Source organism: Undibacterium sp. RTI2.2 (assembly GCF_035018705.1).
Classification (GTDB): domain Bacteria; phylum Pseudomonadota; class Gammaproteobacteria; order Burkholderiales; family Burkholderiaceae_D; genus Undibacterium.
This window is the reverse complement of the sequence record NZ_JASJXN010000004.1, coordinates 1-16,842: the sequence shown is the minus strand read 5'-3', so window position 1 is coordinate 16,842 and position 16,842 is coordinate 1. Positions and strand designations below refer to the sequence as shown.

General features: G+C 46.6%; 16 protein-coding genes and 2 tRNA genes. 2 read left to right on the top strand and 16 right to left on the bottom strand.

Annotated elements, in window-relative coordinates; translation table 11 throughout:
- Window positions 1-13 precede the first annotated feature (13 nt).
- The 13 genes from QN395_RS02975 to QN395_RS02915 all read right to left on the bottom strand — a co-directional run bounded on the left by QN395_RS02975 (window position 14) and on the right by QN395_RS02915 (window position 13,731).
- Window positions 14-385, bottom strand: a complete 372-nt coding sequence (locus QN395_RS02975) for a hypothetical protein (RefSeq protein ID WP_322118600.1) — start codon at window positions 383-385, stop codon at window positions 14-16.
- Complete coding sequence (locus tag QN395_RS02970) at window positions 385-702, bottom strand: hypothetical protein (protein ID WP_323491618.1); 318 nt, start codon at window positions 700-702, stop codon at window positions 385-387. The genes QN395_RS02975 and QN395_RS02970 overlap by 1 nt, the downstream gene beginning before the upstream one ends.
- Window positions 702-1,052 (bottom strand): hypothetical protein, encoded by a 351-nt coding sequence (locus tag QN395_RS02965; RefSeq protein WP_322118598.1) that lies wholly within the window; start codon window positions 1,050-1,052, stop codon window positions 702-704. The genes QN395_RS02970 and QN395_RS02965 overlap by 1 nt, the downstream gene beginning before the upstream one ends.
- A 60-nt stretch (window positions 1,053-1,112) precedes the next feature.
- Window positions 1,113-2,189, bottom strand: a complete 1,077-nt coding sequence (locus tag QN395_RS02960) for a hypothetical protein (protein ID WP_322118597.1) — start codon at window positions 2,187-2,189, stop codon at window positions 1,113-1,115.
- Between the two features lie 2 nt (window positions 2,190-2,191).
- Entirely contained in the window at window positions 2,192-3,208 is a 1,017-nt protein-coding gene (locus QN395_RS02955) for a hypothetical protein (protein ID WP_323491617.1), read from the bottom strand.
- A gap of 72 nt (window positions 3,209-3,280) precedes the next feature.
- Window positions 3,281-4,069: a hypothetical protein gene (locus QN395_RS02950; protein ID WP_323493090.1), complete on the bottom strand. Its 789-nt coding sequence runs from the start codon at window positions 4,067-4,069 to the stop codon at window positions 3,281-3,283.
- Between the two features lie 168 nt (window positions 4,070-4,237).
- Window positions 4,238-5,176: a hypothetical protein gene (locus QN395_RS02945; protein WP_323491615.1), complete on the bottom strand. Its 939-nt coding sequence runs from the start codon at window positions 5,174-5,176 to the stop codon at window positions 4,238-4,240.
- Window positions 5,177-5,246: 70 nt separating this feature from the next.
- Window positions 5,247-8,678, bottom strand: a complete 3,432-nt coding sequence (gene dnaE, locus QN395_RS02940; RefSeq protein ID WP_322118593.1) for a DNA polymerase III subunit alpha — start codon at window positions 8,676-8,678, stop codon at window positions 5,247-5,249.
- 38 nt (window positions 8,679-8,716) lie between these two features.
- Window positions 8,717-9,307 (bottom strand): hypothetical protein, encoded by a 591-nt coding sequence (locus QN395_RS02935; protein WP_322118592.1) that lies wholly within the window; start codon window positions 9,305-9,307, stop codon window positions 8,717-8,719.
- Window positions 9,308-9,386: 79 nt separating this feature from the next.
- The gene (locus QN395_RS02930; RefSeq protein ID WP_322118591.1) at window positions 9,387-10,151 is read right to left on the bottom strand and encodes a hypothetical protein; all 765 of its coding nucleotides are present in this window, start codon (window positions 10,149-10,151) and stop codon (window positions 9,387-9,389) included.
- A 3-nt stretch (window positions 10,152-10,154) separates the two neighbouring features.
- Entirely contained in the window at window positions 10,155-11,342 is a 1,188-nt protein-coding gene (locus QN395_RS02925) for a MoxR family ATPase (protein WP_323491614.1), read from the bottom strand.
- Window positions 11,343-11,460: 118 nt separating this feature from the next.
- A complete protein-coding gene (locus tag QN395_RS02920) occupies window positions 11,461-13,428 on the bottom strand; it encodes a cobaltochelatase CobT-related protein (protein WP_322118589.1) in 1,968 nt (655 codons plus the stop codon).
- Between the two features lie 132 nt (window positions 13,429-13,560).
- Complete coding sequence (locus QN395_RS02915; protein ID WP_322118588.1) at window positions 13,561-13,731, bottom strand: hypothetical protein; 171 nt, start codon at window positions 13,729-13,731, stop codon at window positions 13,561-13,563.
- Between the two features lie 318 nt (window positions 13,732-14,049).
- Between QN395_RS02915 and QN395_RS02910 the strand changes: the two genes are divergently transcribed.
- Both QN395_RS02910 and QN395_RS02905 read left to right on the top strand, forming a co-directional pair.
- Window positions 14,050-14,526: a helix-turn-helix transcriptional regulator gene (locus QN395_RS02910; protein WP_322118587.1), complete on the top strand. Its 477-nt coding sequence runs from the start codon at window positions 14,050-14,052 to the stop codon at window positions 14,524-14,526.
- A 362-nt stretch (window positions 14,527-14,888) separates the two neighbouring features.
- Window positions 14,889-15,185 carry a helix-turn-helix domain-containing protein gene (locus tag QN395_RS02905; protein ID WP_322118586.1) on the top strand — a complete coding sequence of 99 codons (297 nt, stop codon included), beginning with the start codon at window positions 14,889-14,891 and terminating at the stop codon, window positions 15,183-15,185.
- Here the strand turns inward: QN395_RS02905 and QN395_RS02900 are convergent, their stop codons facing one another.
- The 3 genes from QN395_RS02900 to QN395_RS02890 all read right to left on the bottom strand — a co-directional run bounded on the left by QN395_RS02900 (window position 15,186) and on the right by QN395_RS02890 (window position 16,841).
- Complete coding sequence (locus QN395_RS02900) at window positions 15,186-16,430, bottom strand: site-specific integrase (RefSeq protein WP_323492886.1); 1,245 nt, start codon at window positions 16,428-16,430, stop codon at window positions 15,186-15,188.
- A 120-nt stretch (window positions 16,431-16,550) separates the two neighbouring features.
- A tRNA-Cys gene (locus tag QN395_RS02895) sits at window positions 16,551-16,624 on the bottom strand.
- Window positions 16,625-16,765: 141 nt separating this feature from the next.
- A tRNA-Gly gene (locus QN395_RS02890) sits at window positions 16,766-16,841 on the bottom strand.
- Window position 16,842 lies beyond the last annotated feature (1 nt).

The window sequence follows — 16,842 nt, the reverse complement described above, 5'->3', positions numbered from 1 at the left end:
AAGTCAGGACTGACTATCTAATTTTCACGGCAACATTGATCACAACTTCACTACGAAGAGGATCAATTCTAAATCGCTTCATTGGCAAACCTAATTGTCTTGAGCCGTGAAAGATGCTGAAGCTATGCGGCGAATCGTAAAAGTCATTGATATGAGTAAGCCAAACAAGACGCTGGCCACCTTCTTTGCGCACTACTCCGATCGCAGTCACGCCACGCAGCTTAGCGCGCTCTAAAATAGACAAATCCATACACCAAGCGTTTCGCTCGCGATAGACCTGCTTTTGCGTTCTATGCGCAAGATACATTTTCTTGCCGTCAGCGCTTTCATACCAGACGCCAAGCAATTTGCCATTGACGCTATGCTTCTCACGCTTGGAGGGCATTAGTAGACGCCCCATTGCTCTTGATAGGCTTGTGCCGATAAGGATCTTGCCGCCTGCACTTCGACGCTCGGCTCAATCTCAATACCCGGCACGGTCACTTCCCATACCGAGTATTTACTCCGAAGAGACTTTGAATTTCTAATACAGTCATCCAATAAGATATGCATTTCAGGAGCGAAGAACTTTGTCTCGCCGTTCTTACTGTGTCGCTCCTGTCTTAGCCAAACAAGGTAGCCAGCGTCCGCTTTATAGACGTCTTCGATCTTGCTGCCTTTATGTTTTCCAAAATCAAGCGTGTCTGTTAGTTTCAGTCCCATTATTCAAGCCTTTTCAGATATAGAACGCATGCCTTTTTCGTCGCAGTGGCGATGTGAGGTCCATACACGCGCTGTAAATATTTAAACAAGCGCTCTGAGGCGCCACTTTCTTCGTTACTAATCTCTAAATGATTTTTGTGAGCATGAACCAAACAAAGCTCGCCCAAGGTTCCCGTTACCACTTCTTTTACTTCTGCCCTGCCGAAGACTATCTTTGTCTTTTCGTCCATCAATAGCACTTCATGTCCTACCTCAAGGCGTTTTGCTAATGCTCCACCAAGACGAAAGGTGTTAAATGAATCCTCAAGACCTTTCATTGGTGGAATAAATCCAATTACTTGTACTTGCATAGTTCTCTCCATAATGTGACAACACTGTCAGTCACATTGTAGAGAGAACTTCCACTTGGGCTAGACCGGCAGCGTGGAATCTTCTGCTTCTGGTTCTAACATCGCGTTCAATTCACCAATCCGACCTTCTTTATCGATCAGCTCAGCCATCGCACGTTTTGACAGGCGCTTTCCATCCCATGTGACATAACCATTGGCGGGAGATACCAGCTTCTTCTTTTCCAGAAGCAACTCAACCAAAGAGTAAGTCGGGTCAAAACGCGCCACGCCCAATTCATCAAAGTCCATGCGAATCGCGCACTTTTTGAAAGGCTTAGTCAATTTGGACTTCGTCACTTCAATATTGATCTTCTGACCGACAAACTCTTTGCCGCCGGCAGAGGCTTGCATGATCTTTTCGCGACCAAGTGACAGGCGGTTCGTTGCGTAATACTCCATCGCCTTACCACCTGGCGTTGTACGTGGATCGCCAAACACTACGCCGATTTTCAGACGAATCTGGTTCAGGTATAAGAACGTGGCGTTGTATTCTTCGCAGTATTGCGCCATGACTTTCAAAGTAGTTGACGTCACACGAGACAGCGCCGACGTGTCATTCATGGTGAAGGACTCGATTTCACGCTTGGCGCCTTTTGAGTCATACAGCATCGACATTGGAATAGCGGACGCGATTGAATCGAATACGAACAGAATTGGCGCGTCATCCGGGATAGCTTTAGAGGCGCGAATCGCACGACACGCCTTCGCCGCCCACGTATTACCGCTTTCCCATGTTTCAGCCTTGTTGTAGAGCCAGTAAGGGCGATTAACGTTCAGACCGAACCCTTCTGCCAGACCCACGTCGAATGAGCGCTCCCAATCGATAAAGCCAGCCACGCCGCCCATTTTCTGAGCCGCGACCATCCATTCAGTTGCCAGTGCGGTCTTGCCAGAGGATGACTCGCCAAACATTTCAACCATACGACCGAACGGCAGACCGCCGTCATAGCGACCTGAGATAGCGTAGTTGAGTGGCGCGTAGCCGGTGTCAATGAACTGCGTGACAGATGCGTTAGCGTCGTTCGCTCCTAATGCAGCGTCGAGCGCGCTGATTAAGTCAGAGACGGAACCGGTAGGTTTGGATTTAACTGAGGACATATTTAACCTTTAAAGAAGGAAGTGAATTCATCGAGATTTCTCAAGATGGAAGTGAATGCAAGCTCCTCGCAAACAGAGGCAAAAGCCCTCACATCGAATTTGCCAGGATCGACTTGTGTGTCTTTCTTTTCTGGCGGTGTGACGCGAAGCAATTGCATCAGTTGGAAATTGCGCTTGTAAATCGAGCGACCCTGACCTATCCAAGCGTCACGGTGCTTTTTTTGGCTTTTGGCGTAGACCTTTTCATCGACACTGCCGTCATTAGCTGGAAACTGGCCCATGTGTTCCTCTAACGTGATCGGGCTAGTGCCTTGCCAGAGGTTCTTATGGTTTTTGTACTTGGGAACGAACTCACCGCTGTCACAGCGACGCCAAAACTCGCGCACACTCCCGAACTCAGCGATGAACTCTGGCGCACCTGTCGCACCAATCCCACCCACGCCTGAGATCACGTCGGAGGTATCGCCTTCAAGAATCTTGGTTTCGAGAAAAGCGAATGGCGTTTTGCAGCCTGTTTTGTCGTAGAAGTTCTTAGCGGTAATCAGGCGACTGTCGTCACGCATGTCACGCCAAAACACGTTTTTGCGCACCAACTGCAACCAGTCACGGTCGCCGGTGATTAAGCCAATTTGATTTTCTGGATCGGACGATAGCTTCTGTACGAAGTAGCCAGCTAGGTCGTCCGCTTCATGAAAGGTTGCCGTCATTTGACGCACACCTAAGTGGCGCAATAGACGAGCGATGTAAGGTCTCATCTTAGCGTAAGCTTCTTTGTTACGCACTTTCTCTGGATCGCTATCGCGGTTTGACTTGTATGCCGGATGCAGCGCAAAGCGCCAGTCAGCACGACCGTCCCAGAGGAACAATGGTGTAAATTTTGGGTAACTTTGACGTAACTCACGCACCGTCTTAATGATGCCGAACGCTGCTTGCGTTTCCATTCCGCCCGATGTCAACCTGACTGCCGATTGCGCTGCATAGCCAATTGAGTTACCGTCGATCAATAATGTGTGGCTCATAGCCTCTCCTTGCTCTTGAATTGAAAAGGGTCGGAACCCGTTAAGGAACCGACCCTGTGCAGACGCTACCGATTAGCCTAAATCGCTCAACAATGCGTCCAGATCAGAGTCCAGAGAAATGTCTGCGTCAGCGCTGGAAGTGCTGGCACGAGTCTCTGTGAACTCAGTCACGTCGTCAAAATCCGTCGAAGCGGCAGGACGGGAGCTTGGCGCTAAGCGAGAAGGTGACGTGGCAGGGATATCGCTTGGTGAAGGCAAGAAACCTGCAACGCTGTTGACTGCGGCGATTGCACGACGTTGCTGTTCATCGGACTCTTGCTTAACGTAAGCGTCCAAGTCATTCAACTTCATCAATGAAGCGGCTGGCACTTGATACTGTTTCGGGCTAATCTGAGCCGAATACTTTGTATTCAAGCCTTTACCGTCGCGAGTAATGACGATTTCTTTGCCCTCAACTGGATCGAGTACGCTTGCGCCCCACTCTTCCACGATGTCAACCAACTGACCGAACACACCACGCTTCAATTCCAGAATGACGGGTGTATTTGGCTCTGTGCTATCTAGCATCAGCGCGTTAATCAACACAGTGCGAGAAGCCTTTGCTTTTGCCAGAACTTCGGCCGTCGCATCATCTGTAATGGCGTGTTGTGCAGTCGCCAACGCAGCGCAAACTTCGCAAGGTTTTTCAAACGTGGCGTCAGTACACAGATAAACTGCCTTAATTTGATCTGCGGCATCTTTAATGAAGTGTTGACCGAAGTCATGAAACCACACGTATTCTTCGCCTTTACGCCAGCCTGGCAGCAAACGAATGCGGTTCTTGCCAGAAGCAACCTTGACGGTCTTTTCTGCTTTTTTCATTGAAGCTTTTTTCTGAGCCATTAATTCTTGAAGTTTTTTAATATCCATTTTTAGTCTTTCGTAGTGTGGTGATAGTGAGAGGATTGCTTTTAGACTTTCGTCGTTCAGCTTACTTATTATAGCTCAGCGGTGACTTACTTTTAGAGGAAAATAAGTCACTTGGGATATTTAACCTGCGTTCTGTAATTGACGAGCCGCATCCATTGCGCGCTGACGAGTGTCGTCATAATTGTTAGCAGAGGCCAAAATTCGGGCGGCGCCCTTGCCCTCCTCCCGACGATCAGCGCCCAACTGAATAATCATGTCGCGGCGATCATTCAAACTCAAAGAACATGTCTTGCAGATTGCGGCGACAGTTTCTGCCTCGACGACTGTGTTGACGCCAGCAATCCAGCTAGGATCGAGCTTGACCGCTACTTCGATCATGCGCTCTGTCGCTTTTTCGCCTGATTCTGCGAAGGCACGACGGTGCTTTGCATACAACTCTGCCTCTTTCACCTCAAAGCGTCGCTTTACACGAGCATGCTGTGCCTCTGCATAAGCGGCTTCCGATCCGTGATAAGCACGTAAAGAAGCCTGCTCCATCATTGCTTTATCCAATGTCGTCTCCGATATCTTCATATCACGCGCAAAACGATCCGCATCAATGTAATGCTTCAATGTGGCTTTAGGTGCTGGCGTTGCTGATGTTGCTGATGTTGCAACTGGCTCTGACGCCGCAACTTTTGCAGCCGGTGTCGTTGTTACGAGTTGGATTTTCTTTTCAGCTTCAACAGGTGGAGCAACCACCTCTTTCAGTTCAGGTGCGGGAGCCGAAGCCAATTTTGGCTCCTCTGGCTGCGCGTCTATTTCTGCCAACATTGCTTCCAGATCGTCTTCGCTATTGGTTGGCGTCTTATCCTCCCAAGGTGCTTCTTTCTCTGTCTGAGCCACAACGGGCTTTACCGGCTCTGGCTCAGATTTAACGACTTCCGGTTCCGGTGTCGATACTGGTGCGAGAGCCGCGCTCACTACCGGCTGCACGACCATATCCGCTGTCTCTGCTTCGAGTTCGGCCATTAACGCGTCCAGTTCGTCGTCTTGTATCAAAGCTTCATTTGTCGCCATAGCGATCTCCTAATGGGTTATACGGTTAAAATTAACGTGTTACTATTATAGTCAGTCATGACTTACTATTTTAAGAAATAATATCGGCAACTTTTTCAAATACAGCTTGCAAAATGTCTAACTTAGTTTCATCAAAGATGATTTGCTGCGCATTAATGCCACACACAATCGATGCGTTGAGCTTAGAGTCATAGATCACCTTACCCGCCAGCTCCGCAGTGCTGCCTTTAATGCCCGGCACGAGCCGCTTGATTGCTGCCGATCCTAACGCTACGATTACAGCCGGTTTAATCAGCTCTAGTTCACGGTCAAAGAATTGAGAGCATCCATTAAGTTGCGCATTAGTAAGAAATTTCTCGCTCTTCTTTGCCTTTACCAACGTCGTAAAGTAGCCATCGCCAGGAGACAACCCTGCCGCTTTGATTGCCGCTTTCACAAACTCCGCTGACTCACCTTCGAGAAGCTTGTCCGCTTTCTCCTCTTGCCATGAAGGGCAGTCCGAGACGACCATAAACTTAACATTCGACTTCAAACGAATCGCCGGATGAGGCTGGTCTGCTAAATCACAGCCATTACAAGAGCGGTAGTCCTGAACTAAGTGAATGATTTTGGCTCGCACGAACTTGTCCGTCACGTCTGTCGTCCGGTCTGCTTTAACGGCGTCGATGATTAATCCTGGCATGAGTTCTGTCTGGTCGCGGCGACGGTCAGGATGCCTTGCTGGCAAACCTTTCTCGATTGCGGCAAATGCTCCTACCTTCTCTAGCGATGCCACGACAGCGACATTCACTTTCGATCCTTTAGTTGCTGCCAAGGTTGAGAAATGTTCAAACGACTCAAAGCGACCCAGACGTGCGCCAAACACCTTCTTACCCTTCGCATCGAGTGAGACCTCACGAGCGTCATGCCGCAGCTTCATGATCGCTTTGGCGGTGTTCTCAGATACGCCCTTTACCGACGAGAACGGCGCAAGCAAATGCTTATCATCAGGAATCGTGAATCGGTCTGTGGACTTATTCACGTCTGGCGGCAGTATTTCAATGCCATATTCGCGAGCGTCATTAACTAAGCCAGTTAGCTTGTCATCTGCGACAATTGATAAGCATGCGGCGAAGTATTCAGCCGGATAGCGAACCCGAACCCACATCGTCCAGTATGAAATACAGGAATACTCGACGGCATGTGATCTATTAAAGCCATAGCCAGCAAAGGCTTCGATCTTGTCAAACAGATTACTTGACTCGACTTCATTGAGTCCTGACTTTGACTTACAGCCAACAATCCACTGATCGCGCATTGCCGCCATCTTGTCTTTGTCTTTTTTGCCCATTGCTTTACGAAGGTTATCCGCTTCTGCTTTAGTAAAGCCTGCAAGATCAACCGCCACTTGCATTACTTGCTCCTGATAAACGATCACAGAGTAAGTGTCTTTTAGAGCGGCTTCCATATTTGGATGGTCGTAATATGGGTCTCTATTACCCTGCTTAATCTGAATAAAATCCTCCATCAAGCCAGAGTCCATCGGACCAGGCCGATACAGAGCGGTCGCCGCTGTTATATCTTCAAATGTCAGTCGCCCACCCGTTGCCAAATCACGTAATAGCTTCTTCATGCCGCCCGACTCAAACTGGAACACGCCAGTTGTGTCGCCTCGACCAAAAGAATCCATAATGTCTTTCTCTTCCAGAGGCAGCTCTGAATAAACTACATTTACGCCATGACGGTCTTTAATGTAACGTCGAGCTATTTCCAATACGTCGAGTGTGGATAAGCCCAAAATATCCATCTTGACTAAGCCCCAATCCTCGACAACCCGTTTATCCCAATTGACTACTGGAACACCATCATCCGACTCGCGTGTCTCAACTACGGCGCGATTAATCAGCGGCTCACCAGCAACAACAACACCGGCAGCATGCTTACCGAATGAACGCATAACGCCTTCTAGTTTTAATGCGTGGTTCCAAATATTCGTATGCGTGTCACGAAAGCGCTCAAGCTCCGGCACGACCTTTGCCGCCTCAGTCAGCGTAAATGAAATGCCATGCTCTTTAGGCACTAGCTTCGTCGCTGATAAATCAAGCGCTGAAATATCGTGTACGCGTCCGGCGTCACGCAATGCGGAGGCAGACGCCAGTGTAGAAAAGTTTGAAATGCCAGCAACGCGATCGGTGCCATACTTGGTCGCCAAATATGTGATCACCTCATGACGACGCGTGGACATAAAGTCTAAGTCGGCATCGGGTAAATCTTGGCGTTCTGGGTTGATGAAGCGCTCAAAGAGCAAATTAAAGCGAATAGGATCTACATCAGTAATGCCAATTAAGTATGCGACTAAGCTACCACCTACTGAACCGCGTCCGGGACCCACGATAATGTCATTGCTTTTTGCCCACATAACTAAGTCTTCCACGAGCAAGAAGTAGCCAGCGAAGCCCATCTTTTTCAAGACCGACAACTCATAGGACAAGCGCTCTTTGTACACAGGAAGAATAGACGCGTCTGGAAGATAGCCCATAACCGGACGTGAGAAACGACGCTTCCAGCCCTCAATACACTTCTTGCCCAGTGCCTCAAATTCATTTGCTGCCATTAGTGGCAAAGACACTGGCTGTTTCTTAAAACTGTAATTGCAGTTTTCTGCAAACACGCCAATGTTGGTGACGGACTCACGTACTAATGGGGCTATTTCTGTCGGCGCAAATTTGTAATGTGTGACAATACGCTTTGCCATTTCAGACACACGCTTCGCAATTGCTAGAGGCGGTCTGAAGCCGAAGTCCTTAATGAACTGTTTAGGACGATACGTGGTAGACATTTTCTCTTGCGTTGTAATGACATTGAGAACGTCTAGCGTGGACGCGTCTGCATCATCGCGGTATAAGAAAGGATAGGTCGCCAGCGTTTGCGCTTTATGCGTGATTGCTGAGCGTAGCGCCTTCTCATTCAGCGTATCAAATAGTGGCGTATTGATTGGTACTAGCTCGACAAAGACATCGTTACGACCAAAGCGAGTTATTAGTTTCGCCAAAATATCATGTGCATTTTCGTGATGCCACAAATTCTCAAAGTCGCCGGTTGTGATCGCAACGCCTTCGAGATCTAAAACGTCATCCCATCCAACGCGTGAGTAGTAGTAAAAATATTCTTTGCTGTTCGCCTTAGAAAGCAACTTCATCAACGATGAAATACCTTTTTCGTTTTTGGCGTAAGCCTTAATCGTCACCATGCGGTTAGGTAGCTCTTTAATGCCAGTCGATTTTGCTGGCTTACGATATGTCGGGTCATTCACGACGCGTAAAACGCAGCCGATGATTGGCTTAATCGCTGCTTTATTGGCGCGATTAGCAAAATCCACCATGCTATGCAGTGACATGTTGTCGCAAATAGCTACAGACTCATATCCATGCAGCTTAGCACTGTCAACGATATGATCGACCTGGAGTAATGATTTGCCAATTGAGAAGTCGCTTCTTACACTCAAGGCATGAGATATATCCATTAAAGAATCCTTTGTGGTTGTTGCGCTCAGTCTGTAGTTTATCGACTGAGTTCTGGATTAAGAATAAAGAGGTCAGGCAACGATACTTTGACGATACCAAAGCCGTTTAATACCCCTACAGTTAAGGCAACATGAGGCCCTGCGGTGCCTTCGTTCCAACCAAGCTCCTCTATGAACTTTGCTTTCAAAGACGCTTTCGTGAACCCGCCACTAATCAGCATGTCGCATGCGATACGAAAGAAACGTGGCCCGCTCTCAGTAAAGGGATTGACACCTTTAGGTAGCTGGCTGCGACACTCGTTGATCTTGTCTTGCTTGCATAAAACCAACGCCTGCTTAGCGACTTTTGTACTGGCTTGCTCCATACGCGCAAGCACGCCCAAGTCCGTTTCGCTGATATGAAAATTAACGCGCTGCGTTGGCGTTTTTCTTTCTATCACCGAAGCAAGTTGTTTTGGCTGCTTAACTGGAATAGGTGAAGAGTCGACAGGCTGACTGACATTGGGAGGCTGCATATTCGATAAGCTTCTTGTCTTGGAGTGACGAGCCAGCAAGTCACGAACGTCAATCTGTGCGCGAATCGACTCCAGCGTCTTGATTGATTGCTCGCCGCATTCTTCAAAAGCCATACAAGCTTTGCATGTCTTAGAATCTGATCCATACACGCTTGCTGACCCGAAACAACCTGGCGCCACGCTTTTCAACAATTCAACTTCCATATCGATACGCCTTTTCAATATCCGTGACTACGTTTAGCAGTTCGTTTTCTGCCAATACCAACTTGCCTCTTGGAATATCGCCAAGCATTTGCAAGAAGTTGCCAACCTTACTAATACTTAGACCTTCTCGAAAACGCCAAGCCGCTTGACTGCTGCCCGTCTCTTCCATTTGGTCAGCGTGAGCTATCTGACAGTCAAGCTCGGCGATCAATTGCGCTGGCGGGTCGCGTAACCATTCCACGATCAGTTGCGCAATTGGTGACAAGCGTTCGATAGACTGTTCAACAATCTGATGGAACTCCAGAATTTGCTCAGGTGTATCCATTCCAGAATCAATCGTTGATTCAAAACCCTCAAAGCTCTCATCTTCGGCGCCTATTTCAGAGAAGTTTGTCGATTTGATGCCATAGTTACAGCCCATCAATGGAGGTAAGGCGGCGGCAGCTCGACGCTGGTTCTCTTCTTTTAAAGCCTCGATTTCTTGCTTCTGCTCAGGGTTCAGATTTTTTACGCCAGTCATCTGCCCTATAGCTCTTCTGAAATGCGAAAACGCCACTTGCGAAAAATAGGCAGAGAACTTGATACCCAAATCTGGATTAAAGCCTTCTTTCGCCATTACAAATGCCACTGACGCTTCCTGGAACATGTCATCATAGGTCAGACCACTTTTAGCCCCATCTGCCCACTTGAAGCCTTTTTTAGCTTGCAAGTGGACCAGACCGACATGATCTTTAAACTCGATTGTCGGATGCATAATTTAGCTGCCAAATACACGCTGGGAGAGACCTTCGGCAACTTGGCGATCAAGTGACGTGAGCTTGCTGATAAAGGATAAGTTGAGACCTTGACGGAAAGAGCCGCGCATCACACCGATACGGCTTGCGTAGATCAAAGTGCGAGGCGAAATAGTGTCGCTCATTTTTGCGCCGTCATAAGCAACGCGCACCAGTGAGGCAAACTCGACCATCTTTTCGGCGTCGGCCGGCGTCAGCTTGCAATGGTTCTGAAGGATCTGACTTTCAGCTTTTTTGTCCATGTATTTCTTATTGATCACCATGCCGAAACGGTCATAGTTAGCGCTGTTCTGGATCAATGTTCCCTGATACAGACCCGTCTCGTCGCCGGAACCGTTCGTATTACCAGTTGCGACAAAGCGGAAGTCTTTGTGCGGTTTAATAACACGCAACTCTTCTGGCGCCTCCTTAATGACGAGCGCTTTACCTTCTAATACTGGCTGATACACAGCGAGAACAGATGGCATACCAAAATCATATTCGTCGGCGCAGTAGGTCCAGCCGTTCATCATCGCAACAGGCAGAGGACCAAGCTCGAACTTCGTTTCGCCACCTTTGACAGTCCATTGACCAAGAATATGGCTTTCTTCAGTGTTTACCGTATGTTGAATGCGCAGTGATGGACGATTGGTTCGTGCGGAGACCTGTTCCAGCAATTCTGATTTGCCTGAACCTTTGTGACCCCATACTAAGCATGGAATATTCAGCTCTTGCGCCAGAATCACATTCTTTAATTCGTCAATGTCGTACACATAGTTGTCGGAGATTTCCGGCACCATATTTTGATGACTGTGAGGCGTCAATACCGAAATAGGAATAGGTTCGCCGCGTGAAGACATTGCCGCAGTCGCTTTACCCAAGTCAAAAACTTCATGTAGTGGCCTCTTGACGATCGCGCCTTTTGGCATCAGTGTAGTAACTGAGGCGGCAGTGCCGCTCATTTCGACCTTAGTCTCGTCTGCTGGAGCTGCGGCTGCTTTTTCAGCTTGCTTCTTCTTGATGAGGTCTTTCGCCACCTCAGACAACAGCGGCGCATCTGAGAACTTCGACTTGTACTCTTCCAGCGTAACGCCAGGATGAGCCTTCGCAAGATGTGTCCGAATGGAATGTTCTTTTGATTTGCACAGTTGGCATTCGATTTTATCGCTCATATTTCCTCCGGTCATTTGACCATTAATTTAAAGATGATTTCTCGTTCAACAGATTCAATGATACTGATGAAAGTCAGGAATAACAAGTCAGTCATGACTTATTTTAAAAGTAGCCTAATTACTTAATAATTAAGGCACGCAACTCTTTCATTACTACCGTCGGCAAGTCGGCGACATTTTTCAAAACCAAATACTTCGGGTAGTATTTCTGGACTTCGTGAGAGTCGATGCCGATGCCAATAACATTGATGCCCGACTTGGTTGCATCCTTGATGACGCGCTTTAAATGCGCTGGCAATGTGCGAGTTTCCCCAGCGCAATGAGGCGCACCATCAGACAACACCATCATGATCTTGCCGGACTCGCGACGAGATAGCAGGCGGCGCGCAGCCACTTCAATAGACTCGCCATCGACATTGTTATTCATCATTCCATCGACGTTAGGAACCCAGGCGAAACGCTTACGCACTTCCGTTGTCATGCGCTCATCAAAGCCTTTTAAAATGGGCATATACAGCGATTCATAGCGACTAAAACTTCGTCCAATTTTTATTCGCTCGGCAGTTAATGTGCTGACATCCGCAGATGCTTCGCCGGTAGTGAAACATATCACCTCGCTCTTGATACCAATGCGCTCTAAAACGCTAGCCAGTGCATAAGCCGCCTGCGACGCAATAGTGATTTTTTCGCCTTGCATAGAGCCTGATAAGTCCACAACCAGCTCAACCGCAACGTCCTTGCTTGTCGCTTCGTGCTTACGGCGAAATACACGATCATCATTTAAAGCTAAGCGCGCCAAATTTGCTGAATGAAGACGACCGCTGCGATGTCCGGCAGTGTAAGAAGATAACGAACGTGATGCGATGGCGCGCTCAAGGTCTTTCTGCAATGGGCCGACCATGTGGTTGACCTTATCTTCCAACGTGGTCAGCATAGTGTCTTTGTAGTCTCTGCCAATATGCAGCTTCTCAACAACGTCCTTATCTTTGGTATAAATCAGGTAGTCGGCTTCTTTTGCTGTCGCTGCGGCAGAATCAGTAATTGCCGCCGATACGGACTTGTCGTAGTCGTTGGAGGTTTCTTTGTCTATAGCTTTCCAAAGCGCTGCCGCAGATTTAGCAATATCGACTTTCCCTCCACTTGTAAGGCTTCCCCCATCTGCTTCTGCAAAATGGTCGTCGTCTCCGTCACCTTCGTCATCTCCATCGCCATCTGACGGTGCGGAAGCAGATACGCCGTCTTCACTGTCCTCGCCAGAGTCATCATCGCCTTTGCCGTCTCCAGCGCTACCGTCGTCCGCTTCTGCGTCAGGCTTACTTTCGTTCGGATCGTTTTCTTTTTCGTCCTCGTTTTTCTCTTCCGTGTCATCTGGCTTTTCTTTGCTTGATGACGGCGGTTTAGCTTTAGGTTTTGGCATCGGTATTGGCGGAGATGGAGCCTCTTCATTTTCTGGCTGCTCTTCTTCTTTAATACGCTTCGAGATTGTTTTCGCCATTTCCAGAGCCTCTGTTGTGCTTTTAATGGTTTCAAGCTTTGGCGTCAGGTCTTTAATTTTGTCGTACACGTCCTGAATCGGACCCATGTTCGTCTTCATAAATTCTTTGAAGATTGCCTGACCCGACATAGCACGAATGAGCGGAACCATCAGTGAAGCAATTTCTGCATTAGTGTCGCCAGCTTTACGCGCTTCAGCCAGACGCGGCGTTACGTATTTGTCGAGAAAGAATTTTCCAGTATTTTCAAGATTAAGTGCCGAACCTTGAAACTTTTTAGCCATTTCGCGCTCGATGCGAGTGTCTTCAACGGCGTTCAGCAGGCCGCCATTTGAGCCAGCCTTACCCATGACGGCAAAATCAGTAAATAAAATATGAGCGACTTCGTGATCCAAGAAGCCTTGAATAGCATCGATCAAGTCACGCTTGGCGTTGTCTGGTATGTAAGGAAGATTGACTAAGAATGGACGACCAGTGTGATCGGATTTTACGTATGCGCTGATTCCGCACTGCGTTACTTGAATCCCCTTGCCTGCTAACATCTGAGTAAGTCTTACGACAGCTTCACGAATAATGTGGATTTGCTCATCCATTTAGTTTCCCCTTTTTAGATTAAGTCAGCGTTGACTGATTAAAGCTATTATAAAGACGCTAGTTAGGATGCGCAATCTATAATTGTAATGTTGCCTGACAAAGAAAAAGCAGCCACGGGCTGCTTTGATTATTTAGTTGTTGCTGATAATTCCACAAACTGCATCGGACGTCATCATAATAGTAACGTCGCCTAATTTATCGTGACGTATCCGATGCACGACAACCTTACCTAAATTCATCGTTTCTGTAAGACTTGAATCCGTATATAAATCTGTATATTCCTCATGCGTGATTTTTTTCATACTTGCTCCGATATTCTCCGACATTTCTGTACCTTTCTTTTAGATTGCTTGCTTAATTACGCATTTGCATTATAGCTCAGCGCTTACTTATTTTTAAAGTGATTTTTATACTTATTTCTTTGATGTCTTACCGCAGGTGTCTTATTAGTCCGTCATTGAAACAGTTGGATATATATACAATCGCTATAAAAAATTATTAAATTTTCGTTTTTTTTGCTAAACTATCACCCAAGTAAGTAAGCATAGACTTATTTCTTTAGCTATAATGCAAACGAGGCAACAAAATATCAAATCGTTAATTAAATTTAGGAGAGCCGTATGACTACAAACATTCCCGTCGATTCCGATCCATCAATCAATGCAGGCAACTCTGCCTCTGCTCCACTTACCGTTGCGGAATTTATCAGCAACCGAATTGAAATATCCGGAAAGACCCAAAAGCAAATCGCTTCTGAAGTTGGATTCCCAAAGCCAAATATGATCACAATGATCAAGCAAGGAGCCAGTAAGCTCCCGCTTGATAAAATTGCGCTTATGGCAAAAGCGCTTAACGTAGAAAAGCTCTATCTTTATCGTCTTGTTATGCAGGAATACGAACCTGGCACTTGGAATACCATTCAAAATGACATTCTGTCGCAACCCGTTTTGACCAAATACGAACTTGATCTTGTGGCGCTCGTTCGCGATCTTAATATTCAGGAAACAAGACTTGTAGACAAGGAAGATCATGAAATTTTAGCAAAAGCTTTTCAAAAGATTAGTCAGCGTCACCAAAAAAATGCACTGAAAAATTAGGCTTAAATAATTATTTTCATGACCGCTACTAAACTTCAAATAATTTGGCACTTAAATTAAGTGCCTTTTTTTTTATTCATTTTTTAATTCGCTGCCTAGAAAAGATGTTTTCGTTTTAATTTTATACCAAAAATTATGACACGTTTATTTTTTACCAATTGTCAATTGTTACACCTTGTAACTTGCTCTGAGTCTACTTCACCACAAAAATAAATAATAGTCTTTTTACACTACTTACGTAATAGTACGCATTATAAATAACATGTTTTTAACCATATCTTTTTATAAATCAGTCAGCACTGACTTGTTATAACTTGGATTTTTGTATAAGATTGCACCTTTCGCAGGTTGGCGAGAGGAATATGAAAACATTTGAAATTGACGAAGCTGCGGCTTTTTTAAACATTGGAAGAACACATGCGCTAACACTCGCCGGAAGTGGTGAATTGCCTGGCGCGAAGATCGGTCGCGAGTGGGTCTTCTTAGAGAATGACCTCGTAGAATATCTCCAAGCGGAAGTGCGTAAGCAAGTCAGAGAGCGGCGCGCACGAGCGACCGTATCGCAAGATTTGGACGCGGCAGTCTCTAACATTATGCCCAGCGTGTCAAAGTCAAAAGTAAAGACTAGAAAACCTCTGCCTGATTTAAGCCAATATTAATCACCACATTTCTTTAGCTAGTTCGCTTCCGCGCAAATTAGTATATCGGGCTAACATTCGACTACTGCTGTGACCAGTAATTTTCATAATCTTGGACTCGGTCATCTTTGTCCGCTCGAAAAACCTTGACGTGGCTTCATGGCGCAAATCATGAAATTTTAGATCGAAGCACTCTGCTTCAACAAATATGCGAGTGAACTGCCCAGAAAGCCGCGAAGTAATTTGAGCAAACTTTCGCTCTGATTCATCGACGCCAGCCCAAGGAAATAAGCGACCAGAATCAAAATTAAATCCCGCCATACCGCGCTCTTGTCTGGCCACAATTTCCATATACTCTTTGATTTTTGGAATGGCCACAGAAGACAGCGGGATTTGGCGCTTAAGCTTTTTGACCTTAGTCGCATAATCTGACTTCTTCATATAGAGAAAAATTGTTTTTTCTTGGAAGTCGATTTGATGAATATTTAGAGTATAGATTTCACGCATACGCATCGCCGTTTCCAACGCCAAGTCAAATAGCAACTCCAACGCCGCTTGATATGGCAAAGCAAACGGACGCTCTTTGTTGTCGCTCTTAATTCGGTCTAGCACATCACGAATCCGTTTCTCTTCGCCAGACTCTAAGCGGCGGTCGCGTTCATCATCTTCCTGCTTTACATACTCGTCATTATTGGCAATGGCCGCGATTGCGTCGCTATCGTTATATTGAGCGTAATTTTTGGGAAGCATTCTGATAGGATTGGTCATTAGCTGCGAAACATTTTTTCTTGCAGCCCAATCAAAGCATCGCGCCAAAGCACCTACATGATGGCGAATTGTGCCTGGTTTTAAATTGAGCTGCGTCTTCATGGTGTAAATCCATGTTTCAACCCATGTGTAGTTGACCTCAGAGAGCCTATAAGCGCCGATTCGGGCATATACAACATTGAGGAGCTTCTTATCTGAATCGTTGACTGAGGACGCGATTAGATAGTCCCTGATGACGTCGCCAACAAGTTTGTAGGACTTTTCGTCATCCAGCATTTCTTTTGGCACGATACCGGCGTCTAAAAGCGCCTCAAGCTTTGCGACAAACTCGTCGCCCTCGACTTCATCTTGAAAAGTTCTGCTCCACGGTTTTGGCAGCAAGCCTTTACGTTTGACGATGTACTCCCAGCCGGTTCCTCGCTTACGCTTTGTAGCCATGATTTTCGTTCCTCTTTTTAACCCGCATTGACGACCAATGAGCTTTTGGTTGGGTGGCATGCCACCCCAAACACTGTTTTTAGCTGACTTTAGGTGGATTTAATTGAACTTTTTTCGATGAAACAAAAAAAATAGCCCACTGGTTAAGTGGGCTAAGTCCTTGATTTAACAAGTAAATTCTGGAGGCGGGGAGCGGAATCGAACCGCTCTAAACGGCTTTGCAGGCCGCTGCATAACCTCTTTGCTACCCCGCCAAGGGTTGCTATTCTAATTCAAATAATTTTTACTTGCTGACGCCAGTTAAATTATTTACATTAAAACGCGGTTAATCTTACTAAAATTTTATTCAGCATATAACTGAATAAAAAAGGGAAGCTCTGCTTCCCTTCAAAATCTGGAGCGGGAGAAGAGTCTCGAACTCTCGACCTCAACCTTGGCAAGGTTGCGCTCTACCAACTGAGCTACTCCCGCA